This is a genomic window from Delftia sp. BGA-UO-ETr-SB1 (assembly GCF_059567865.1).
This window is the reverse complement of sequence record NZ_JCAQOW010000006.1, coordinates 617,028-638,138: the sequence shown is the minus strand read 5'-3', so window position 1 is coordinate 638,138 and position 21,111 is coordinate 617,028. Positions and strand designations below refer to the sequence as shown.

Below are 21,111 nucleotides of genomic sequence, written 5' to 3'. Positions count from 1 at the left end.
TGTTGCCCGTACTTATCGGCTCAACGCATTACTTTCTGAATGACTTCGATCAAACGGTTTGGATCGAAGGGCTTGACCAGCCAGCCCGTGGCGCCCGCGGCGCGTCCGGCCTGCTTCATCTGATCGCTGGATTCGGTGGTGAGAATGAGAATCGGCGTGTTCTGGAACTTGGGGTCTTCGCGCAGCTTGCGGGTCAGACCGATGCCATCCAGACGCGGCATGTTCTGGTCGGCCAGCACCAGGTCGACTTGTTCGAGCTGTGCCTTCTCGAGCGCATCCACGCCGTCAACCGCCTCCACAACGCGAAATCCCGCCCCTGCGAGGGTGAACGCCACCATCTTTCGCATCGAGGGGGAATCATCAACAGCCAGAATCGATCGCATGTATAGCTCCAACAGACGGGCAATAAAAGGTAGAAGAGTGCATGGTCAGTGGTCAGAACAGCTCGACCGAGCCAGCATCCATCTCGCTTTGCGTGACGGGATTGGGCCGGTCGGGTATCGCCGGCAGGCCCAGGGAATCGTCCTCCCCCTCGTCCACGCCCATGGTGGCTGCGGCCAACTGGAACGCGCAGCCTTGCAAAATCTTCGTAATATGGGCGATCAACTGGGAGGACATGTCGTGAAACTGCAACTCGGTCACCGCCAACCGAAGCGTGGACCGCGCGGCGTCCAGCTCGGGCAAGGCGCCTAGCGCCTCACCGGCCAGCTGGCCGTGGGTCTCGTCGAAACGGTCCAGCAGGTTCTGCGTTGCATGATTGAGAAGGCCTTCCAGGCGCTGCAGATCGCGCATCGCCACCAGCAAGGCATCCTGCAGGTCTGCGGCCACCATGACGGGCATGGGGACGGCAGGCTCGCCCGAAGGCTTGTGCATTGACTGCATTGTTACTCCACCACCAGCGTTTCAGCCCAATGTTCGCCACGCTTTGCAGCATGGCCAGCCCTTGTCAATCGTCCCCAGGAATGCAGTGCATCCCTTGATATACACGACCACTTGCATTTATGTTCCAAAATGTATCTCATGATAGCGCCCCCGGGGATGCCAGACCACCGCACAAGCCCTTGCGCATACTGCACATCGAGGATTCGGCGGCCGACCAGGCGCTGGCGCGGCTGAGCCTGCTGCGCGGCGGACTGGTCTGCGAGATTGTCGCGGTCGACCTGCTCGATGATGCCGCAGCCGCGCTGCAGAGCCAGGCATTCGACCTCATCCTGGCCGACTACCACCTGCCCGGCTTCACGGCGCTGGACGCCTGGGAGCTGGTGCGCCGCCAGCCCGGGCATCCGCCCTTTGTGCTGCTGTCCGGCGCCATCGGCGAGTCGGCCGCCGTGGACGTGATGCGCGAGGGCATCAGCGACTACCTGCTCAAGGACCACATCACGCGCCTGCCCCATGTGGTCTCGCATGCGCTGGAAGTGCACGAGGCCCGCCTGGCGCGCCGCCGCGCGGCGGCCGAGCTGGCGGCGTCCGAGCGTCGCCTGGCCGATCTGACCGAGCACCTGCAGACCTCCACCGAGCGCGAGCGCGCCAGCATTGCCCGCGAGATCCACGATGACATCGGCGGCTCGCTGACCTCGGTGAAGTTCGATGTGGCCTGGATTGCGCGCAATGCGCCCGAGGGCGGACTGCGCGAGCATGCGCTGGCCGCGCTGGAAATGCTGGAGCATGCGCTGGGTGCAAGCCAGCGCATCATGATGAACCTGCGCCCGCCCGTGCTGGACCAGGGACTGGTGGCCGCCGTGCAGTGGCTGGCCGAGAATTTCGAGCGCCGCACGGGCGTGCCCACCCGGGTGCGCAGCAGCCGCGAGAGCATGGACATCGCGCCCGACATCCAGGTCGTGGCCTACCGCACGGCCCAGGAGGCGCTGACCAACGTCGGCAAATATGCCCAGGCGCGCCATGTGGACATCGATCTCTCGGACCGCGAAGGCTTTCTCACGCTGGAGGTGACGGACGACGGCGTGGGCCTGGCCGAAGGCGCGCGCGACAAGCCCGAATCCTTCGGTTTGCGCGGTCTGGGCGAGCGTGCGCGCACCGTTCAGGGCTGGCTGGATGTCAGCAGTCAAGCCGGGCGAGGAACCTCGGTCATCGTCTCCATTCCGCTGGACGATGGCGGCACTTGCCCTAATATCCCGGGCAATGAATGCTGAACGCCATGGCGGCGTGACCCTTTTTCCAGGAGGCCGACTTTGATCCACGTGGTGCTGTGCGACGACCATGCGGTGCTGCGCCGGGGCATCCGTGACACCCTGGCCGAGGCAGTGGACATCAGCGTCACCGCCGAAGCAGGCAGCTATGCCGAGCTGCGCGAACAGCTGCGCACCGCCACCTGCGACGTGCTGCTGCTGGACATCAACATGCCCGGCCGCAGTGGCCTGGAAGCCCTGGCGAGCGTGCGCGAAACCCATCCGCTGATCAAGGTGCTCATGGTCTCCATGTACCCCGAGGATCAGTACGCGCTGCGCTGCCTGAAGGCGGGCGCGCAGGGCTACGCCAACAAGGCAGGCGACCCGGTGCTGCTGATCGAGGCGGTGCGTACCGTGGCCACGGGGCGCAAGTACCTGACGTCCGAAGTGGCCCAGATGCTGGCCGACAGCCTGGCCCAGCCCGCACCCCAGGTGCCGCATGAAAGCCTGTCCGAGCGCGAGCTGCAGACGCTGATCAAGATCGCGGCCGGGCAGCGGCTGACCGACATCGCCACCGAGCTGATGCTCAGCCCCAAGACCGTCAGCGTCTACCGGGCGCGCGTGCTGGAAAAACTGCAGATGAGCAGCAATGCCGAACTCACGGCCTACGCCATCCACAACCAGCTGATCTGAGGCTTTTGCGGCCGACAGGCCTGTAAATCTGTTGTTTTTCACAACTGCTTACATTGAAGTACCAAATACCGCAATGCCGCGCTGCAGCAAGGCGACCAGGGGCTGCTCGAGCAGCGGCAGCGTGGCCATCAATCCCGTCAGGCCCACGGTGAGCGTGACCGGAAAACCCACGGCATAGATGTTCATCTGCGGTGCCACGCGCGAAATGATGCCCAGCACCAGGTTCACGAACAGCAGCATGGCGACCATGGGCAGGGCGATCCAGAAGGCACTGGCGAAGACCGCCGCCCCCATCTCGTGCAGCCGCATCTGGTTGATGGCCTGCAGGAAGCTGCCGTCCACAGGAAACGCCTCGTAACTCTTGAGCACGGCCATCAGCACCAGCAGGTGCCCGTTGATGACGATGAACAGCAGCGTGGAAATCTGGACCATGAAGCGCGCCACCGCGCTGAGCTGGGCATTCGTGGTCGGATCGAAGAAGCTGGCGAAGTTCAGGCCCATCTGCAGGCCGACCACCTCGCCCGCCACCTCCACGGCGGCAAACACCAGGCGCACGGCAAAGCCCACGGCCAGCCCCACGCCGACCTGCTGAATCAGCGTGCCCAGCGCCTGCGGCGAGTTGATGCCGATCACGGGCTGGTCGCCCAGCACGGGCTGCGCGCACACCGCGACCAGAAAGGCCAGGCCGATCTTCAGCCGCATGGGAATGACGCGCTGCGAGAACACGGGGGCCACGGAGAACATGGCCAGCACGCGCAGAAACGGCCAGAGAACGGGCGACAGCCACGCCACCAGTTGGGCTTCGCTGAAGGTGATCACAGTGGCGTTTCCAATGCGCGGCGAAGGGCTCAGCCCACCGCCTGCGGAATGGTCTCGATGGTGCGGCGGATGAAGTCCACCAGCGTGCTCAGCATCCACGGGCCCGCTATGGCAAACACCAGCACGGCGGAGATGAGCTTGGGCACGAAGGCCAGCGTGGCCTCATGCACCTGGGTCACCGCCTGGAAGACGCTGACGGCCAGGCCCACGGCCAGCACCACGCCCAGCACGGGCATGGAGATCATGAGCAGCAAGGTCAGTGCCTCGCGGCCGAAGGTGAGCACGTATTGGGAGGTCATGGAAGGATTTCCAAAGAAAGAGCGGGGCTAGACGGCGAAGCTGGCGGCCAGCGAGCCTATGAGCAGGTTCCAGCCATCGGCCAGCACGAAGAGCATGAGCTTGAACGGCAGGGCCACCAGCACGGGCGACAGCATCATCATGCCCAGGGACATCAGGATCGAGGACACGACCATGTCGATGACCAGGAAGGGGATGAAGATCATGAAGCCGATCTGGAACGCGGTCTTCAGCTCGCTGGTCACGAAGGCGGGCACCAGCACGCGCAGCGGTGCGGTCTCGCTGGTGACGCCTGCATCGAGCTTGGCCAGCCGCGCGAACAGCGCAAAGTCCGACTGGCGCGTCTGCTTGAGCATGAAGTCGCGCATGGGCGCCTCGGCCTTCTCAATGGCCTGCTCGAAGGTCACGGCATTCGTGGTGTAGGGCACGTAGGCCTCCTGGTACACGCGGTCCAGGGTGGGGCCCATGACGAACAGCGTCAGGAACAGCGACAGGCCGATGATCACTTGGTTGGGCGGCGCCGACTGCGTGCCCAGCGCCTGGCGCATCAGCGACAGCACGATGACGATGCGGGTGAAGCCCGTCATCATCAGCAGGATGGCCGGCAGGAAGGACAGCGCCGTGAAGAACAGCAGGGTCTGGATGGGCACCGAAAAGCTGGTGCCACCACTGCCCTGGCCGATGACCAGCGGAAGGCTGGCGGGCGCGCCCTGTGCCCAGGAGGCCAGGGGCGTGGCGCAGCACAGCGCCAGCGCTGCGGCGCCAGCGGCCTGGCTCAGCGTGCGCGCCGGGCGCTTGCAGGAATATTCAGACATTCGCACCGTCCGCAGGCAGGCTGCGCGCTTGCGCCATCGCAGCCGAAAAATCAGCAGGGGCCGGGGCCTGCAGCACATGCAGGCACTGGATGCTTTGCGCCGTGACGCCCAGCACCAGACGCACGGTCTGCGCGCCCTCGCCCACTTCCACCGTCACCACCCGCTGCTGCGGGCCCACGCCCACGGCGCCCAGCACCCGCGACTGCAGGCCGGCGGCACCGCGCAGCGCAGCCGTGCGCTGCTGGAAGCGGCGCAGCAGCCAGGGCAGAGCGGCCATGGCCGTGACCAGGGCCACCACCGTGAGCAGGGTCGGCCACAGCGGGCCCATGCCGGCGCTCTCAGCCACGGCTGACCCGGCGCAGGCGCTCGGACGGCGTGACCACGTCGGTCAGGCGGATACCGAACTTGTCGTTGACCACCACCACCTCGCCCTGGGCGATCAGGTAGCCGTTGACCAGCACGTCCATGGGCTCGCCGGCCAGTGCGTCGAGCTCGACCACCGAGCCCTGGGCCAGTTGCAGGATGTACTTGATCGGCACCTTGGTGCGGCCCAGCTCCACCGACAGCTGCACCGGAATGTCCAGCACCATGTTGATGTCGTTGACCGGCACATCGCCGCCACCGGCGTAGGGACGCACGGGCTCGCCCGTCAGCGGGCCGCCCTGCTCCTCTTCCAGCTTGGCGTCGCGCTCGCGCTGCTCGTCCAATGCCTCTGCCCAGCCCGAGAACGGATCATCGCCAGCGGGCTTTTGCGTATCTTCAGTTGCCATTGTTTTCTCCCATCCAGCCAGCGTCGGCGCCACGCAGGCAGTTCTCGACGCGGATTGCGTACTTGTCGTTGTGAGTGCCGTACTGGCACTCGAAAATCGGAACGCCGCCAATGGAGGCGCGGATCAGCGGCTCGCGGTCGAGTTCGATGAAATCGCCGGGGCGCATGGCCAGCAGCTGCTCCACCGTGGCGTCGGCACGTGCCAGTTCGGCCACCAGGGTCACCTCGGCGGCCTGGATCTCGCGCTTGAGCACCTTGACCCAGCGGCGGTCCACTTCGATGGAGTCGCCCTGTGTCGAGGAATACAGCACATCACGGATGGGCTCCAGCGTTGCATAGGGCATGCAGATGTGGATGGAGCCCGAGATGTCGCCGATCTCCAGCTGAAAGGCCGTGGACACGACGATTTCGCTGGGCGTGGCGATGTTGGCGAACTGCGGCTGCATCTCCGAACGCTGGTAGCCCAGCTCCAGCGGATAGATGCCGTGCCAGGCCTTCTTGTATTCCTCGCAGATCACGTTGACCAGGCGGTTGATCACGCGCTGCTCGGTGTGCGAGAAGTCACGTCCTTCGATACGCGTCTGCAGCCGGCCCGTGCCGCCGTACAGCGTATCGATGACACCGAACACCAGCGAGGGGTCGCAGACCACCAGGCCGCTGCCGCGCAGCGGACGGATGGCGACGATGTTGAAGTTGGTGGGCACCACCAGCTCGCGCAGGAAGGCGCTGTAGCGCTGCACCGACACCGTGCCCACGGACACTTCGGGGCTGCGGCGGATGAAGTTGAACAGGCCGATGCGGAAGTTGCGGGCAAAGCGCTCATTGACGATTTCCATCGTCGGCATGCGCCCGCGCACGATGCGCTCCTGGCTGGAGATGTCGTACTGGCGGATGATGCCCGCCTCGACCTCCTCGGTCGTGGATTTCTGGCTCTCGCCGGTCACACCCTCCAAAAGGGCATCGACTTCTTCCTGGGAGAGAAACGAATCGCTCATGGCGCCTGGCCTCCCCGGTTACTGGATGATGAAGCTGGAGAAGAGCACGCGGCGCACCGGGTTCTTGCCAGCGGAGGAGCGGCGGCGCTCGCCGTCTTCGTCCTCGGCATCCTCGTCGCGGCTGCGCTTCTTGGCCTTGGCCTGGTTGCCGTAGCCCAGCGGGGCCGAGACTTCGTTGAGCACGTCGGCGGCCAGGCGCTCCTTGCCTTCGCGCTCCAGCAGTTCCTCGGCCGTGCGCTGGGACACCAGCATCAGGATGCCGTTGCGGATACTGGGCAGGTATTGCTTGACCGTGGTGGCGGTCTTCTCGTCGGCCAGCTCCAGCGTGATGCCGATCTGCACGAAGCGGTCGCCGCCCGTATCGGACAGATTGACCACCAGGTTGTCCAGCGGCAGGAAGGTGGGCACGGTCACGGCCGCCTTGCTGGCGCTGCCCTCTTCCTCATCGCCGCTGCTGTGGCGCTTGGACAGCAGGATGAAGGCAGCGGCCGCGCCTATGGCCAGTACGGCAATGATGACGATCAGCACGATCAGCTTCTTGCCCTTGGCCGGGGCGGGAGCTGCATTGTTGGCGGCATTGGGTGTGGCAGACACTGGAATTCCTCTGGGTGAGCGGGACCGCCACGCGCACGCGCTTCATGCGCGGCGCCATGACGCAGCAGGCCCATGGCAGGAATTATTCGGCGATTGGACCCCGGACCATGGCCTGAATAAGCGCATGAAACCCCGGTTTCTCGCTGGCTTGATGGCCCTCAAACGCCACAGGCCGGGCAGCTTGTCGCCACCCGGCCTGTTGTGAAAACCCTGAAACGGCGCATGCGCCGCCCCGCAAGAAGCGCAGAAAGAATCAGACGAACAGATCCACCCCGCCCGCTGCCGCACGGCCACCGCCGGCCTGTGCGGCGCCATTGCCGCCCGTGACGCCGGCGGCATCGACCATGGCGCTCACGCGGCCCTGGCGCGCCTGGGCGTCCGCACCCTGTCTTGCCGAATCGCCGCTGCCGGACTGGCCGCCCGCATCCACGCTGACGCCGGCCAGTTGCAGGCCCTGGGCCTGCAGCAGCTCGCGCAGCTGGTCGGCACCATTGCCCAGCCAGTCACGCGCCTGGGCTTCGCTGGCGCCAAAGCGCACATGGGCCTCGTTGCCCTGCAGGCTGACCTGCACCTGGATGGCCCGGCCCTCATGCTCCACGGACAGCGAGGCGTTCTGGTTCTTGTTGTGGACCCAGAAGGCCACCTGCTCGGACACCTGCTGCTCGCGCTCGGTGGAGTTGCCCGGCTGGGCCTGGGCGTCGGGCTGGGCAAAGGCCGCGCCATTTTGGCCGGCCGCCTGCTGGCCCAGGGATTGGCCGGCATGGGCGGCGCCCACGGCAGCCGCAACGCCGTGCAGTCCGTTCGCCGCCGACTCCGTGGAGGCGGTGCCGCCCTCCCTGGCTCGCTCGAACAGGCCGCGCCATTCTTCGGGCCGCACTGCGGCCATGCCGTTGAGCGCAATGCCCGACGCCAGGGCCACGTCCTGCCGCACACCGCCCGCCAGGACCTGGGGCGTGTGTTCATGCGTGGCCTGGGCGGTGGTTGCCGTGCGTGCGGCGGCGGCCGTCAGTGCCGCATCGGACTGCACGGCGGCCAGCACATCGGCGGCCTGGGCCTGGGCCTGGGCCTGTGCCTGTGCCTGTGCCTGGGTACGGCGCGCAGCGCCATCGGTCAGTGCCCCGGCTGCATTGGGGTCCGCAGCGGCAGCCAGGGCCGCAGCATTGGCGCTGGCCGTGGCCAGCGCCGTGCCCGCGGCATCACCGGCTGCGGACTGCGGTGCCAGGAAGGCCGCGTGCGCCACGGCGCCCTGCTCCTGGCGCAGGGCCATCATGGCGGCGCTGCCCCGGCCGGACAGCCAGTCGCCCGCCACGCCTTGCAGCATGTCGCGGTCGCCCTTGCCGTCCAAGTGGGCGGTCTGCCCGACCAGGCTGAGCCAGGGCGCCTGGCCGTTGGCAGCCAGCGCCATGGCATCGGCCTGCGCCGAGGTGGTCATATCGGTCGGCTCCGCCTGCGGTTGCAGCGGCAGTTGCGGCTGCTGCAGCAGGCCCTGCGCCAGGCCGGGATCGGCCAGCAGGTCTGCGGCATCCTTCAGGCCGTCCTTGGCTGCACCCTTGAGGCTGGACAGCGCGGAAAGAGCGGCACTGCCGTCCTCGCCCAAGGCCTGGCCGAGGGCGCCCGAGGCCAGCGCCGGCAATCCGCCAATGCCGTCCATCGCTGCCAGCAACGAAGAAAAGCCTGCGGCCTGGTCGTTGGAGGGCGGCTGCGTGCCGCGCGCGGAGCGAACGCCTTCCATGGCGCGCTGCATGGCGCTGCGCGCATCGGCGCGCTGTTCGATCTGGTTGGTGGACATGCGTCAAGCCTCCTGGAATGTCAGCCCGAAGCTGCGACGGAAAAACTGGATGGCCGCACGTTCATCGGTCTCCTTTTGCTCGCGGCGCATCTGGCTCAGCGCCAGATCGCGGCGGCGCACCTCGACGACCTTGCGCAGGCTGCTGACCCGCAGCTCGCAGGCCATCAAGGCCTTTTGCGCGGCCTCCAGGCGGATCGCCAGGTCGGCCAGCACCCGCGTCTGCAGGCCGATGGCGTGCTGCAGGCGGTCCATGAACTGGTACTGGTGGAACATGACCTCGGGCTGCACGGACTGGTTTTCCTGCGCGCCCCAGCGCGTCTGCATTTCCTGCACATAGTGCTGCAGCTGTTCCATTTGCGTCTGCGCGGCCTGCTGCGAGCGCAGGCGCTCCTGCACCGCCTGGCGCGCCTCGTCACGCTTGCGCGACGCGGCATCGATGGCCACCATCAAGGCATTCAAGGACGACATACCGGGGTTTCCTCCCTGTGTTCGTTATCGCGTTGGTCGCGTTTTGGCAGTGCCGCGTCGCCGCGTCACTGCCCACCGAGTGCGGCAGCCATGCCCGAGATGCTCTCGTCCATGGAAGCCGACTCGAACATGCTTTGCTGCAGAAAGGCCGCCATGGCCGGCTGCAGGCGTATCGCTTCATCCATCTGCGGGTCCGAGCCCGCCATGTAGGCACCGACCTGGACCAGGTCCCGCCCCTTCTGGTAGCGCGAATAGACAGCGCGAAAGCGCCGTGCCAGCTCGAAGTGCTCGCGCGAGACCACGTTGTGCATCACGCGCGAGGCCGATTGCTCGATATCGATGGCCGGGTAGTGGCCCGACTCGGCCAGCGCCCGCGACAGCACGACGTGGCCGTCCAAAATGGCGCGCGCCGCGTCGGCAATAGGGTCCTGCTGGTCATCGCCTTCGGACAGCACGGTGTAGAAGGCGGTGATCGAGCCCACGCCGTTGAGGCCGTTGCCGCTGCGCTCGACCAGGGCCGGCAGCTTGGCAAAGCACGACGGCGGATAGCCCTTGGTGGCCGGCGGCTCGCCAATGGCCAGGGCGATCTCGCGCTGGGCCATGGCATAGCGGGTGAGCGAGTCCATGAGCAGCAGCACATGCTGGCCCTTGTCGCGGAAATGTTCGGCAATGGCCGTGGCATAGGCGGCGCCCTGCATGCGCAGCAGCGGCGGCGCATCGGCCGGCGCGGCCACGACCACGGCGCGGCTGCGGTCCTGGGCGCCGAGGATGTCCTCGACGAATTCCTTGACCTCGCGGCCGCGTTCGCCGATCAGGCCGACCACGATCACGTCCGCCTGGGTGTAGCGCGCCATCATGCCCAGCAGCACGGACTTGCCCACGCCCGAGCCCGCGAACAGGCCCAGACGCTGGCCCCGGCCCACGGTGAGCAGGGCGTTGAGCGAGCGCACGCCGGTGTCCAGCGTCTCGCGCACCGGGTCGCGGTCCATGGCGTTGATGGGGTTGCGGTCCAGCAGATCGGCGCTCACGTCGGCCAGTGGGCCGCCATGGTCCAGGGGCTGGCCCTGCGAATCCACGACACGGCCCAGCAGGCCGCTGCCAATGGGCAGGCGCAGCACGCCGGCCGCCAGGGACACGGGCGGCTCGACACCGTCGCCAAAGCGCAGCGGTGCGACAAAGGGTTCGGCCGGCGTCACGATGGCGCCGCTGGACAGGCCCTGGATGTCGCCCGCAGGCATGAGAAACGCACGCTCGCCGGCAAAGCCGACAACCTCGGCCAGCACCGGGTCCTGGCCCTGCTGGCGTATCCAGCACTGCGAGCCCACGGGCACCTGCAGGCCCGTGGCCTCCAGCACCAGGCCGGTCAGGCGCGTGAGCGTGCCGTGGGTTTCCAGGGGAATGTCGCCCTGCAGGCGGGCGCGGGCATTGGACAGCAGTTGCTGCCAGGGCCTGGCGGCAGGCTCGGGGGTCAGTTTGGCGGCGTCGGCCAGCGGGGCTTCAACCGGCATCGCGTTCTCCGTCATACCAGGTGGAGACCAGGCCCAGAGCGGCCACGGCGCGGCGCCAGCGCTTGTCCATGCCGGCATCGACCTGGGCGCCGCCCGATTCCACGCGCACATCGCCCTGGGCCACGGAGGCGTCACTGATCCACTGCACCTTGGACTGGGCGCCATGCTCGGCGCGCAGCGCCTCGTCCAGCACGGCGAAGTCGGCGGGGTTCAGGCGCACGGTGGCGGCGCGGCCGTCGGCGGCCAGCATGTCCAGCGCCTCGCGCACCACGGGCAACAGGGCCTGGGGCTGGCTGCGCAGCTCCTGGCGGACCACCTGGCGCGCAATGTCGCAGGCCAGGTTGAGCAGTTCCTGCGCTGCATCCGTCTGCAGCTGCTTGAAGCCGGCATCCAGGCCGGACAGCAGTGCGTCCACGCGCTGCGCCGTCTCGCGGCCTGTGCCGGAGACGTAGTCATCCATGTGTTGCTGCCACTGCTGCCGGGCTTCCTGGCGGCCCTGCTCCAGGCCCTCGGCATGGCCTTCGGCGCGTGCCTGTTCCAGCAGGGCATGCAGTTGTTCCTCATCCACTGCGGGGGCGGTGGAGGCCGGGGCGCCCGGCGTGTCGGCTTCGACATCCAGCACCATGGAGTCGGCCTCCAGCCGGGGCGCATCGGAGCGGCCGGGCAGCGACAGGCTGTGAAAGCCCGACGCGGAGGCAGGCGCGCGCGCCATGCCCGCGCCGCCATGCGCAGCCTGGGCACCGGATGCGGCGGGCGCACCCTGGATGTCCGGCAGCCCCGCGAGGCTGGGCAGGCTTTTCAGGCCGCCCATGTGGTCCACGGCGCCGAAGCGCCACTGCACCACCTGGCGCTCGTCGATCTCCTCGGAAGGGATGAAGCGCGAGTTCATGCCGTTAGACATAGCTGTCTTCCGCACCGCTGCCGATGGTGATCTGGCCTTCTTCGGCCAGGCGACGCACCACCTTCAGGATTTCCTTTTGCTGCGCTTCCACTTCGGACAGGCGCATCGGGCCGCGGCCTTCCAGGTCCTCGCGCAGCGACTCGGCGGCACGCATGGACATGTTGGCCAGGATCTTGTCGCGCACTTCCATCGAGCCGCCCTTGAGCGCGATGATCAGCGTCTCGGACACCACCTCGCGCAGCACCAGCTGCACCGAGCGGTCGTCCAGCTTGACCAGGTCGTCGAACACGAACATCTTGTCCATGATCTTCTGGGCCAGGTCCGGGTCGTAGTTGCGGATGGTGTCCAGCACGGCCACGTCGGCATTGCCGCCGAGGTTGTTGATCATCTCGGCCGCCGTCTTGACGCCGCCCAGCGAGGTCTTGCGGATCTTGTCGCCGCCGGCCAGCACCTGGAACAGCACCTCGTTGAGGTCCTTGAGCGCGGTCGGCTGAATGCCTTCCAGCGTGGCCACGCGCAGCATGACTTCGCTGCGGAAACGCTCGGGCAGCTGCATCAGGACGGCAGCGGCCTGCTCGTGCTCCAGGTGCACGAGGATGGCGGCCACGATCTGCGGATGCTCGCCGCGCAGCAGTTCGGCCACGGACAGCGGGTCCATCCACTTGAGGCTTTCGATGCCGGAGACATCGCCGCCCTGCAGGATGCGGTCGATCAGCAGCGCCGCCTTGTCGTCGCCCAGGGCGCGCTTGAGCACCGAGCGCACATAGCCGCTGGCGTCGTCCACCAGCAGGCTTTGCGCGGCCGCGTCATCGGCAAAGCGGTTGATGACGAAGTCCACCTTCTCGCGCGAGACACCGCGCATGTGCGCAATGGTCTCGCCGAGCTTTTGCACTTCCTTCGGGGTGAGGTGCTTGAACACCTCGGCCGCTTCCTCCTCGCCCAGGGAGACCAGCAAGATGGCGGCGTCGTTCAGGCCTCGTTCGTCCATATCTCAGCAATCCGTGTTTTGAGAGGCTCAGGTGGCCTCGCCGTTGATCCAGGTCTTGACGATGTTGGCCACCGCGATCGGGTTCTGCTTGGCCAGTTGGCGCGCCTGCTCCAGGCGCACTTGCTCCTGCGTGGGCGAAAGATCGACAGCGGGTGCAGCCAGCGCCGGACGGTCCAGCTGCTCGCCTTCAATGGCATTGAGCTGTCCGCCCACGGCCACCGTCTTGCGGCCCTTGAGCATGGGCCGCACCAGGCCCAGCAGCAAGATGGCGCCGAACAGGGCCAGGCCGATGGGCACGCCCAGGCTGCGGGCCATGGCCAGCACTTCGGGCTGGCGCCACAGCGGCACATCGGCGGGCACTTCGTCCTGCACAAAGGGCGTGCTGACCAAGTTGACCGAGTCGCCGCGCTCAGCGCTGTAGCCCACGGTCTCGCGCACCAGGGTCAGCAGTTGCGCCTGCTGCGCCGCCGTCAGGCCGCGTGCGGCGGCAGCGACGGTGGCTGCATCGGTTGCCGCACCGGCAGCGGCCGGCGCAGGGGCAGCCACCAGGGGCGCATTGATGACCACGGCCGCCGTCAGGCGCTTGATGCTGCCTGTGCTGCCGCGTGTGTGGCGCACGGTCTTGTCCACTTCGTAATTGGTGATGGACTCGCGCTTGCTGGCAGCGCGGGCGGCGTTCTGGCCGTCGGCCGCCTGGGGCGCGGGATTGGCGCCGTTGACGGGCGCGGAAGCGTTCTGGGGCGGCTGGTTGCTGGTGGCACCGGGAATGCCCGTGGGCTGGGGCGGCTTTTGCTCGCCCGAGCTTTCCACCACCTGCTGGCTGCGAACCACGCCCGCGTCGGAGGACTGGTTGGGGCGGTGCTGCTCCGAGGTCGATTCGGTCTGGCTGAAATCCATCTCGGCCGAGACCTGCGCCTTCACATTGTTCTTGCCGACCACGGGCTCCAGGATCTCCAGAATGCGGCGCACGTACTGCTGCTCGATCTGCTGGGTGTAGTTCAGCTGCTGCATGTCCACAGCGTTGGCGTTGCCGTCGGGCGACTGCGACAGCAGCTTGCCCGAGTCGTCCAGGATGCTCACGGCCGTGGGCGCCATCTCGGGCACGCTGGAGGCCACCAGGTGCACGATGCCCGCGATCTGCGTGCGGTCCAGCACGCGGCCCGGGTACAGGCTCAGCAGCACCGAGGCCGAGGGCTTTTGCTGCTCGCGGAAAAAGCCGTTCTGATTGGGCAGGGCCAGGTGCACGCGTGCGCTTTGCACGGCGGCCAGGGCCTGGATGGAACGCGTCAGCTCGCCTTCAAGGCCGCGCTGGAAATTGAGGCGTTCCTGGAACTGGGTGATGCCGAACTTGCTGTTCTCCATCAGCTCGAAACCCGTCACCGAACCCTTGGGCAGGCCCTGGGTGGCCAGCTTCAGGCGCACATCGTGCACGCGGTCGGACGGGATGAGGATGGCACCGCCGCCTTCCGTGTAGCGGTAAGGCACGTTCATCTGCGACAGCTGGGCGACGATGGCGCCGCCATCCTTGTCGCTCAGGTTGGAGAACAGCACCTTGTAGTCCGGCTGACGGTAGAACATGGCCGCCGCACCCAGGGCGACGACCAGCAGCACGGCGATCGCGCCCCAACGCAGGCGCGCGCCACGGTCCATGGCCGTCCAGCGCTGCTGCAAGGCAGGCTGGGGCACGGGAGTGGCTTGAGGGACAGGGATTTCAGCGACAGCAGACATCTTGGTTCCAGGTGTTCGAGCCCTGCACACACAGGACCCTAGCGTGCTGTCGATTATTCGAAGTCCGCCGCTTCACATTCGCCCGATAAGCGCGCCGTTTGGCCGTCTATTTGCCGCGATGCGAAAACCCTGCCGCCCTACGATCTCGTCATCTTGCTAACTCCGATGGAATGTGTCATGGACCTTCGCATCCCCAGTACCACCTCTCCCCTGTACGGCACCCAGCTCCCCAAAGGCGTGGGCGCAGGCGACGCATCGACCAAAGTGGCGGCTGGCGGCTTCAGCCAGGCCCTTCAAGGCGCGCTGCAGTCCGTCAGTTCAGCCCAGAACAACTCCAGCCAGCTGCAGCGTGAGGTGCAGTTGGAGAACCCGGCCGTCAGCCTCGAAGAAACCATGATCGCCATGCAAAAGGCGCAGATCGGCTTCCAGGCCACGATGCAGGTGCGCAACCGGCTCGTGCAGGCCTATACCGACGTGATGAACATGCAGGTGTGAGGACGTCCGGCCCCGGCCGGACCCTCTTTGCCTCCTCAGATCGCAGACCGCAAACCGCAGACCGAACGGGATTTGCGCGCGCCATTGCCATTGCCATTGCCATTGCCATTGCCATTGCCATTGCCATTGCACGGCAGCGTCATTTCCACGCATTTCGGATCTTGCCGCCTTCAGGGTCCTTGCTTCGTTTTCCCCGGATCTGGCCTGTGGCCGTCCCTCATTCCTGGCCGCCCTTCCTGCGCACGGCCATCCAGCATTTCCCCGCCCCCACCTCTTTGACCGAGCGCAGCCTCATCCCGCGCATGGATGGGTACGCCCAAGCTCCAGCCATGCCTGCGCCCGCTGCGCCGATTCATTCAACCGAATCCCAGCCCGGAAAAGACAAAACCCTCGGGCACGGATGCCGGAGGGTTGAGCAGCGGGAAGAAAGAAGAGAGAGAAGAGAGAGAAAAAAGGGACGCGGCTTCAGCTGGCCGAGTGGTAGATGCGCGCCTTGCCCGGTCCGGCATGGGGGTGTCCATACAGGTCGCGTCCATACGTGGCCTGGTCCGAAGTCTGGGGAATCAGCGCCGCCGCCTGGCTCTGGGCCACCACGGCCATGCGTGCCAGCTGGTCGCGCTGCATGGCCATCTGCTCGCCCAGCGCCTGGGCGCGTTCGCGCAGCTCCTGCGTCCAGTCGGCGGCGCTGAAGCGCCGGGCCAGTTCGGAGAACGCCGCCATGGCATCGCGCAGCCGGGTGCTGGACTGCTCAAGCGCGACTGCATCCTTCGATTGCAGCGAGGCGGACACCATCCGGACCACCGCGTCCAGGGAATCGAGCATCTCGCTGAGAGTCATGGGACAGGCCTTGCTGAAAAAAGAAAGCGCGTGCTCGCGCCGGAAGGAAAAAACCGAGAAAGAACCGAACCCGCGCTCAGACGCGCGAGTGCGAGAGGAATTCTTCGGAGTTGGCCAGCAGCTTGTCGGCCACGGCGTCGGCGTTCACGCGGAAGGTGCCGTTGGCAATGGCTTCGCGGATTTCCTTGACGCGGTTGGCATCGAAGTCGGCCGTGGCGCGACCAGATTGGTCCAGTGCGCGGGCCGAGGTCGAGAACGACACGGGAACACCGGCCGCCTTGGCAGGCTGGGCCTGGGCGGAGGATTCCTCGGTGGCAATGGTGCTGGCTGTCTTGGGCTGCTTGGCGGCGGCCTGGGAGGCAGCGGCGGGCAGTTCCGGTTTTTGACCTATCTTCATCTTGATTCTCCAATCGCCCTGGCGGCGTGAGGCGCTGTGCCTAGCTTTCGACTGCCTGGAACAAAACTTGAGGTTTTTTTACTGGACCAGCACCACGCCCTCGGGATTCACCACCCCGGAGATGAGCCGGCCATTATCCATGCGAACCCGCACGGTCTGGCCTTCGCCGGCGGCCGACATGGCCTTGCCCGACGATGTGACGGAAAAACCACCACCGTTGACCAGCACACGCACTTCGGCACCCACCGCGAACAGCGCCGGCGTGCGCAGCATGTTCTGGCGCAGCGCCTGGCCTGCGGCCAGCGGGCGGGAGGCCACCAGGCCCACCCAGTCCTGCTGGTTGGCGTAGACGGCTGCCGATTCCTCGGCCCAGTCCACTTCGGCCTGGACGGCATCGTCGGCCGACAGCGGGCGGCCCGAAGGCACACCGTTTTGCAGCACCCAGGCCGGCCCCCAGGCCTTGACCGTGATGGGCAGGAACACATTCCAGGCCACGGCGCCCTGCAGGCAGCGCAGACCCAGCCGGGTACGGCCCCACAGGCGCGAGCCTGCGGGCAAATAGGGTTCGACCTTGGCGCAGGCGGCCAGGCGCAGGCGGGGATCGAGCTGGCCCATCTGCACTTCCATGCGCAGGGGCAAGGCGCCCGCGCCGGCCATGCCCTGCTGCAGGGCCTCGTCGGCAAAGCGCTGGCCGATCTGGCTGAGCTGGGCTGCACCGTCAGGAGCGTTTTGCGCGAAGGCAGGGCCTGCCAGCGACGCTCCAGCGGCAAGCGCAGCGCATGCGGCGGCGCGAGCGAGGGCTCGGACGGCGGATGGCGAATGGGCGGTGCTGAAGTTCGGCATGGCTGTGGCTCCTGACTTGCTCCGGCCTCCCGTCAGGATGGGTGGGACACCTGGAGCGATGCCAGCAAATATAGGGCGAGCGCTCTTTTCCGAAGCGCCGAACTGCGCAGGCAAACGCGCTTTCTTCGCGCTTTAGCGTTCGGGCCCGATTTCCATAATCGACGCATGCCGCAGTCCGTGGGCTGCCGCCATTTCGTCAACCGATCACCGCAAATCCCAGAGGGCGAGGCCGACATGCTCGACAAGATGACTGAACGACTGGACTTCCAGAGCAAGGCGCTGGTGCTGCGCGCCGAGCGCCAGCGTGCAATCGCCAGCAACATCGCCAATGCCGACACCCCGGGCTATGTGGCGCGCGACTTCAATTTCCGCGAGGCGCTGACGGCCGTTACCTCCGGCCCCTCGCCCATGACGCTGGCCAGCGTCAGCCAGGGCGGACACATTCCCCTGCCTGCCGCCGCCTCGGGGCAGAGCGCGCAAAGCCATCTCGGCTACTCGGTGCAGGCCCAGACCAACATGGACAACAACACCGTGGACCTGGACCGCGAGCGTGCCAACTTCGTCGACAACGCCGTGCGCTACGAAGCCACGCTGCGCTTTCTGAACGGCCAGGCCAAGACCATGCTGTCGGCCATCCAGGGCCAGTAAGCCGGCGCCACAGATCACAGGAGCTTTCCCATGTCCATGTTCTCCATCTTCAGCATCTCCGGCAGTGCCGTCAGCGCCCAATCGCAGCGCCTGAACGTCGTGGCCTCGAATCTGGCCAACGTCGATGCCGTGGCCGGCCCCGACGGCAAGGCCTACCAGGCGCGCCAGGTGGTCTTCCAGACCGTGGCCATGGGCGAGGAAGGCTCCTCTGGCGTGCGCGTCAGCGCCATCAGCCAGGACAACACGCCCGGCCGCCGCATCCACGACCCCCAGCACCCGCTGGCCGATGCCGAAGGCTATGTGACGCACTCCAACGTCAGCGCCGTGGACGAGATGGTCAACATGATCTCGGCCTCGCGCTCCTACCAGAACAACGTCGAGGTCATGAACACGACCAAGTCGCTGCTGCTCAAAACCCTGCAGATGGGCCAGTGAGCCCCGTCCGCACCACTTTCCAGGAGCCACTCCCATGATCTATGGCGCAGGCAGCGTCGCCAGCACGGCCGACATCAACAACAAGTCCGCCACGAGCAATTCGACCACCGACCCCGCGGCGGCGCAGGACCGTTTCCTGAAGCTGCTGGTCGCGCAGTTGAACAACCAGGATCCCATGAATCCCATGGACAACGCGCAGATGACCTCGCAGATGGCGCAGATCAACACCGTCACCGGCATCCAGCAGTTGAACAAGACCATGGAAAGCATGGCCGGCCAGTTCACCGCCATGCAGGTGCTGCAGGGCACGCAGATGATCGGCCGCACCGTGCTGACCGAAGGCAACACCCTGGGCGTGGGCAAGGAAAAGTCCTATACGGCTGCCTTCGACCTCGAAGGCCCGGCCGCCGACGTGAAGGTGCAGATCACCACCGCCAGCGGCGAGCTGGTGGACACCGTCGAGCTGGGCAGCGGCACCGCTGGCCGCAACTACTTCACCTGGGACGGCAGCAAGTACACGGGCGACGCCAGCCAGCTGCGCTACACGGTGCAGGCCACGAATGCCGACACGGTCGTGGCCTCGACCACGCTGTCGCCCCATGCGGTGCTCGCCACAGGCACCACCGACGGCAAGCTGACGCTGGAGCTGGACGACGGCACCAACGTCGCCTACGCCTCCGTCAAGGCCGTGTACTGACCCCCGCACCATCCACCCAAATACATCGCAGGAGCACACCATGGGATTCCAACAAGGCCTCTCGGGTCTGAACGCCGCCAGCAAGAACCTGGACGTGATCGGCCACAACATCGCCAACGCCAACACCACGGGCTTCAAGTCCTCGCGCGCCGAGTTCGCCGAGGCCGTGGCCAGCGCCGTGGGTTCGGCCAGCGGCCAGAACAGCGGCATCGGCGTCAATGTGGCCGCCGTGACCCAGCAGTTCCGCCAGGGCCCGATCACCACCACGGGCAACAACCTGGACGTGGCCATCAACGGCAACGGCTTCTTCGTCGTGCGCCAGCCCGACGGCAGCACGGCCTATACGCGCGCCGGCAACTTCGGCCTGGACAAGCAGGGCAACCTCAAGACCGTGCAGGGCGACAACGTCATGGGCTACCCCGTGGACGCCACCACGGGAAAGGTGCTGGCCGGCGGCCAGCCCGTGCCCATGGTCTTTCCTTCGGGCCAGCCGATCGCTGCCAAGACCACGACCAAGATCGACGTGTCGCTGAACCTCGATGCGCGCGCCACGCCCGCAGCCGGCAACTCCACCGCCACGCCGCCCGTGCCCGCCACGCCGCGCGCCACCTATGGCACCTCGATCAACGTCTATGACAGCCAGGGCGTGCCCACGCCGGTGCAGATGTACTTCGAGAAGGACGCAGCCTCCAACACCTGGAAGGTCTACGACGGCCTGGACGATCCGGCGGCATCGCCCCCGAAGGTCGCCACCTTGCTGACCACCCTGGTGTTCGATGCCTCCGGCAAGATCACCAGCGGCAGCCCCGTGACGGCGCAGATCAAGAGCAGCAACCCCAACGCGCCCACGCCCGGCACCATCAATGGCACGGCGGGCGTGACGCTGGACTTCTCCAACGTCTCGCAGTTCGGCTCCAAGTTCGCGGTCAGCAGCCTCAAGCAGGACGGCTACACCGCAGGCGCGCTCACCGGCATCAATGTCGGCAACGATGGCTCCATCGTGGCCACCTACTCCAACGGCGTGACGCGCACCGAGGGCCAGCTGGCCCTGGCCGCCTTCACCAACACCCAGGGCCTGGGCGCTGTGGGCGACAACAAGTGGGTGGAGACCTCGGATTCGGGTCCGGCGCTGAACGGCACGGCCGAGTCGGGCACCTTCGGCTCGCTGCGCTCGGGAGCGCTGGAAGACTCCAACGTGGACCTGACCGCCGAGCTGGTGAACATGATGACCGCGCAGCGCGCCTACCAGGCCAATGCCCAGACCATCAAGACCCAGGACCAGGTCTTCTCGACCCTGGTGAACCTGCGCTGATAGCCAAGAACTGAGTCAGGAGAGCCGGCATGGACCGCATCATCTACACCTCCATGACGGGCGCCAACGCAGCGGCGCAGCGTCAGTCCGTGCTGGCCCACAACCTGGCCAATGCCGGCACCAACGGCTTCCGGGCCGAAATGTCCACCTTCCGCTCCGTGCCCCTGCAGGGCAGCGGCGCGGGCACGCGCGTGTTCGCGCTGGAGGCGACCTCCGGCTACGTGGACACGCCCGGACCCACCCAGCGCACGGGCCGCGCACTGGACGCCATGGCCATGGGCCGCGCCTGGTTCGCCGTCCAGGGCCTGGATGGCCAGGAGGCCTACACGCGCAACGGCGTGTTCGAGGTCTCCCCCGAGGGCCAGCTGGTCAACAGCAATGGCCAGGCCGTGCTGTCCGACGGCGGCGGCCCCATCGACATCCCCCCCGAATCCACGATCACGCTGGGCTCGGACGGCACGCTGACCGCCAAGACCGGCAACCAGCTGCCCGTGGCCGTGGGCCGCGTCAAGCTGGCCACGCCGCCCGAGGACGCCGCGCTGGTGCGCGGCAATGACGGCCTGTTCCGCACGGGCGACGGCGATCCGCTGCCCAACGACGAGAACGCACGCCTGCTGTCCGGCGCCATCGAAGGCTCGAACGTGAACTCGGTGGAGACCATGGTCGGCATGATTGCCGCCGCCCGCCAGTTCGAGACCCAGATGCGCCTGCTGCAGACGGCAGAAACCAATGACAAGACGGCCAGCCAACTCTTGAGCATGAACGGCTGAGACAGATCACCCCCTGAGCGGCTGCGCCGCTTCCCCCTGGAAGGGGGACGACGCCCTCGCTGCAGGGCGGCGCGGCCGGCCTAGGCCCTTGCTAGGCGTCCCTGGCCTGGATCGTGCCAGTCCCGCGCGATGTGCCAAGGATTCAAACGCTGAGACGGCGCAAGTCGCCACGGAAAACTGAAGGAAA

Annotated in this window: 26 protein-coding genes; 8 read left to right on the top strand and 18 right to left on the bottom strand. The window is 66.8% G+C overall.

Going from position 1 to position 21,111, the window contains the following annotated elements:
• Positions 1-20: 20 nt before the first annotated feature.
• Together AC57B5_RS21745 and AC57B5_RS21740 are read right to left on the bottom strand one after the other, a co-directional pair.
• Positions 21-383 (bottom strand): response regulator, encoded by a 363-nt coding sequence (locus AC57B5_RS21745; protein ID WP_012202586.1) that lies wholly within the window; start codon positions 381-383, stop codon positions 21-23.
• Between the two features lie 52 nt (positions 384-435).
• Entirely contained in the window at positions 436-882 is a 447-nt protein-coding gene (locus AC57B5_RS21740) for a hypothetical protein (protein ID WP_012202585.1), read from the bottom strand.
• 119 nt (positions 883-1,001) lie between these two features.
• Here AC57B5_RS21740 and AC57B5_RS21735 point away from each other — a divergent pair, with 119 nt between their 5' ends.
• Positions 1,002-2,150: a hybrid sensor histidine kinase/response regulator gene (locus AC57B5_RS21735; protein WP_065346514.1), complete on the top strand. Its 1,149-nt coding sequence runs from the start codon at positions 1,002-1,004 to the stop codon at positions 2,148-2,150.
• Between the two features lie 39 nt (positions 2,151-2,189).
• A complete protein-coding gene (locus tag AC57B5_RS21730) occupies positions 2,190-2,819 on the top strand; it encodes a response regulator (RefSeq protein WP_012202583.1) in 630 nt (209 codons plus the stop codon).
• A 48-nt stretch (positions 2,820-2,867) separates the two neighbouring features.
• Here the strand turns inward: AC57B5_RS21730 and fliR are convergent, their stop codons facing one another.
• The 13 genes from fliR to fliF all read right to left on the bottom strand — a co-directional run bounded on the left by fliR (position 2,868) and on the right by fliF (position 14,490).
• Positions 2,868-3,638: a flagellar biosynthetic protein FliR gene (gene fliR / locus AC57B5_RS21725; RefSeq protein ID WP_012202582.1), complete on the bottom strand. Its 771-nt coding sequence runs from the start codon at positions 3,636-3,638 to the stop codon at positions 2,868-2,870.
• Between the two features lie 29 nt (positions 3,639-3,667).
• Entirely contained in the window at positions 3,668-3,937 is a 270-nt protein-coding gene (gene fliQ / locus AC57B5_RS21720) for a flagellar biosynthesis protein FliQ (RefSeq protein ID WP_012202581.1), read from the bottom strand.
• 27 nt (positions 3,938-3,964) lie between these two features.
• A complete protein-coding gene (fliP, locus tag AC57B5_RS21715; protein WP_012202580.1) occupies positions 3,965-4,750 on the bottom strand; it encodes a flagellar type III secretion system pore protein FliP in 786 nt (261 codons plus the stop codon).
• Positions 4,743-5,078 carry a FliO/MopB family protein gene (locus AC57B5_RS21710; RefSeq protein WP_012202579.1) on the bottom strand — a complete coding sequence of 112 codons (336 nt, stop codon included), beginning with the start codon at positions 5,076-5,078 and terminating at the stop codon, positions 4,743-4,745. Before AC57B5_RS21710 ends, fliP begins: the two co-directional genes overlap by 8 nt.
• 10 nt (positions 5,079-5,088) lie before the next feature.
• Entirely contained in the window at positions 5,089-5,520 is a 432-nt protein-coding gene (gene fliN, locus AC57B5_RS21705) for a flagellar motor switch protein FliN (RefSeq protein WP_013800372.1), read from the bottom strand.
• Positions 5,510-6,514: a flagellar motor switch protein FliM gene (fliM, locus tag AC57B5_RS21700; protein ID WP_012202577.1), complete on the bottom strand. Its 1,005-nt coding sequence runs from the start codon at positions 6,512-6,514 to the stop codon at positions 5,510-5,512. Before fliM ends, fliN begins: the two co-directional genes overlap by 11 nt.
• A gap of 18 nt (positions 6,515-6,532) precedes the next feature.
• Entirely contained in the window at positions 6,533-7,108 is a 576-nt protein-coding gene (locus AC57B5_RS21695; protein WP_012202576.1) for a flagellar basal body-associated FliL family protein, read from the bottom strand.
• Positions 7,109-7,361: 253 nt separating this feature from the next.
• On the bottom strand, positions 7,362-8,897 hold the full coding sequence (locus AC57B5_RS21690) for a flagellar hook-length control protein FliK (protein ID WP_496400300.1): 1,536 nt from the start codon (positions 8,895-8,897) through the stop codon (positions 7,362-7,364).
• Between the two features lie 3 nt (positions 8,898-8,900).
• Positions 8,901-9,365 carry a flagellar export protein FliJ gene (gene fliJ, locus AC57B5_RS21685; RefSeq protein ID WP_012202574.1) on the bottom strand — a complete coding sequence of 155 codons (465 nt, stop codon included), beginning with the start codon at positions 9,363-9,365 and terminating at the stop codon, positions 8,901-8,903.
• A gap of 65 nt (positions 9,366-9,430) precedes the next feature.
• On the bottom strand, positions 9,431-10,873 hold the full coding sequence (fliI, locus tag AC57B5_RS21680) for a flagellar protein export ATPase FliI (RefSeq protein WP_496400299.1): 1,443 nt from the start codon (positions 10,871-10,873) through the stop codon (positions 9,431-9,433).
• Positions 10,863-11,774 (bottom strand): FliH/SctL family protein, encoded by a 912-nt coding sequence (locus AC57B5_RS21675; protein ID WP_496400298.1) that lies wholly within the window; start codon positions 11,772-11,774, stop codon positions 10,863-10,865. Before AC57B5_RS21675 ends, fliI begins: the two co-directional genes overlap by 11 nt.
• Positions 11,767-12,762, bottom strand: coding sequence for a flagellar motor switch protein FliG (fliG, locus tag AC57B5_RS21670; protein WP_012202571.1), 996 nt, complete (start codon positions 12,760-12,762; stop codon positions 11,767-11,769). Before fliG ends, AC57B5_RS21675 begins: the two co-directional genes overlap by 8 nt.
• Positions 12,763-12,789: 27 nt before the next feature.
• The gene (gene fliF / locus AC57B5_RS21665; RefSeq protein ID WP_043822565.1) at positions 12,790-14,490 is read right to left on the bottom strand and encodes a flagellar basal-body MS-ring/collar protein FliF; all 1,701 of its coding nucleotides are present in this window, start codon (positions 14,488-14,490) and stop codon (positions 12,790-12,792) included.
• A gap of 177 nt (positions 14,491-14,667) precedes the next feature.
• On the opposite strand from fliF, the gene fliE reads away from it, so the two are divergent.
• Complete coding sequence (gene fliE, locus AC57B5_RS21660; RefSeq protein WP_013800367.1) at positions 14,668-14,985, top strand: flagellar hook-basal body complex protein FliE; 318 nt, start codon at positions 14,668-14,670, stop codon at positions 14,983-14,985.
• Between the two features lie 465 nt (positions 14,986-15,450).
• Here the strand turns inward: fliE and AC57B5_RS21655 are convergent, their stop codons facing one another.
• From AC57B5_RS21655 to flgA, 3 genes are all read right to left on the bottom strand, one after another.
• Positions 15,451-15,822 (bottom strand): hypothetical protein, encoded by a 372-nt coding sequence (locus AC57B5_RS21655; RefSeq protein ID WP_012202568.1) that lies wholly within the window; start codon positions 15,820-15,822, stop codon positions 15,451-15,453.
• Between the two features lie 76 nt (positions 15,823-15,898).
• Positions 15,899-16,219, bottom strand: a complete 321-nt coding sequence (gene flgM, locus AC57B5_RS21650; RefSeq protein WP_012202567.1) for a flagellar biosynthesis anti-sigma factor FlgM — start codon at positions 16,217-16,219, stop codon at positions 15,899-15,901.
• 78 nt (positions 16,220-16,297) lie between these two features.
• A complete protein-coding gene (flgA, locus tag AC57B5_RS21645) occupies positions 16,298-17,062 on the bottom strand; it encodes a flagellar basal body P-ring formation chaperone FlgA (protein WP_013800366.1) in 765 nt (254 codons plus the stop codon).
• Positions 17,063-17,296: 234 nt separating this feature from the next.
• Between flgA and flgB the strand changes: the two genes are divergently transcribed.
• Genes flgB through AC57B5_RS21620 form a run of 5 tightly spaced genes read left to right on the top strand, consistent with a single transcriptional unit; the run spans position 17,297 to position 20,924 of the window.
• On the top strand, positions 17,297-17,710 hold the full coding sequence (flgB, locus tag AC57B5_RS21640) for a flagellar basal body rod protein FlgB (protein ID WP_013800365.1): 414 nt from the start codon (positions 17,297-17,299) through the stop codon (positions 17,708-17,710).
• Between the two features lie 30 nt (positions 17,711-17,740).
• Positions 17,741-18,145, top strand: coding sequence for a flagellar basal body rod protein FlgC (gene flgC / locus AC57B5_RS21635; protein WP_012202564.1), 405 nt, complete (start codon positions 17,741-17,743; stop codon positions 18,143-18,145).
• Positions 18,146-18,179: 34 nt separating this feature from the next.
• The gene (locus AC57B5_RS21630; RefSeq protein WP_012202563.1) at positions 18,180-18,842 is read left to right on the top strand and encodes a flagellar hook assembly protein FlgD; all 663 of its coding nucleotides are present in this window, start codon (positions 18,180-18,182) and stop codon (positions 18,840-18,842) included.
• A 40-nt stretch (positions 18,843-18,882) separates the two neighbouring features.
• Entirely contained in the window at positions 18,883-20,154 is a 1,272-nt protein-coding gene (flgE, locus tag AC57B5_RS21625) for a flagellar hook protein FlgE (protein WP_199136249.1), read from the top strand.
• A 29-nt stretch (positions 20,155-20,183) separates the two neighbouring features.
• Entirely contained in the window at positions 20,184-20,924 is a 741-nt protein-coding gene (locus AC57B5_RS21620; RefSeq protein ID WP_013800363.1) for a flagellar basal body rod protein FlgF, read from the top strand.
• The last annotated feature ends 187 nt before the right edge of the window (positions 20,925-21,111 follow it).